General features: G+C 64.6%; 1 protein-coding gene. It reads left to right on the forward strand.

Annotated features, from left to right (window positions below; genetic code table 11):
* A partial coding sequence (tuf, locus tag VK682_RS27225; RefSeq protein WP_324782995.1) for an elongation factor Tu occupies nucleotides 1-1,176 on the forward strand: 1,176 nt, incomplete at its 5' end.
* Between the last annotated feature and the right edge of the window lies 1 nt (nucleotide 1,177).

Consider the following 1,177-nt stretch of genomic DNA (forward strand, 5'->3'; position numbering starts at 1 on the left):
ATGGCAAAGGCAAAGTTTGAGCGGTCCAAACCGCACTGCAACATCGGCACGATTGGTCACGTTGACCACGGCAAGACGACGCTGACGGCGGCGATCACGAAGTATTTCGGCGAATTCCGGGCCTATGACCAGATCGACGGCGCGCCGGAAGAGAAGGCCCGTGGCATCACGATCTCGACCGCGCATGTGGAATACGAGACCGAAGCCCGTCACTACGCCCACGTCGACTGCCCCGGCCACGCGGACTATGTGAAGAACATGATCACGGGTGCGGCGCAGATGGACGGCGCGATCCTCGTGGTGAACGCGGCTGACGGCCCGATGCCGCAGACGCGCGAGCACATCCTGCTGGGCCGTCAGGTGGGCATCCCCGCCATGGTGGTGTTCCTGAACAAGGTCGACCAGGTGGACGACGCGGAACTGCTCGAGCTGGTGGAAATGGAAGTCCGCGAGCTGCTGTCGGCCTATGACTTCCCGGGCGACGACATTCCGATCATCGCGGGCTCGGCTCTGGCCGCGATGGAAGGCCGCGATCCGGAAATCGGCGAGAACAAGATCCGCGAACTGATGGCCGCCGTGGACGAATACATCCCGCAGCCGCCGCGCGCCACCGACCAGCCGTTCCTGATGCCGATCGAAGACGTGTTCTCGATCTCGGGCCGTGGCACCGTGGTGACCGGCCGTATCGAGCGCGGCGTGATCAACGTCGGCGATTCGATCGAGATCGTGGGCATCCGCGACACCAAGACCACCACCTGCACCGGTGTGGAAATGTTCCGCAAGCTGCTGGACCGTGGGGAAGCGGGCGACAACATCGGCGCGCTGCTGCGCGGCATCGACCGTGAAGGCGTGGAGCGCGGGCAGGTCCTGTGCAAGCCCGGCTCGGTGAAGCCGCACACCAAGTTCGAGTGTGAGGTCTACATCCTGACCAAGGAAGAAGGCGGCCGTCACACGCCGTTCTTCGCGAACTACCGCCCGCAGTTCTACTTCCGGACCACGGACGTGACCGGCACCGTCGAGCTGCCCGAGGGCACCGAGATGGTGATGCCCGGCGACAACCTGAAGTTCGTCGTCGAGCTGATCGCGCCGATCGCCATGGAAGACGGCCTGCGCTTCGCCATCCGCGAAGGCGGCCGCACCGTCGGCTCCGGCGTCGTGTCGAAAATCCTCGTCTGAG

The organism is Salipiger marinus, from assembly GCF_035481585.1.
Taxonomy (GTDB): Bacteria; Pseudomonadota; Alphaproteobacteria; order Rhodobacterales; family Rhodobacteraceae; genus Salipiger; species Salipiger marinus.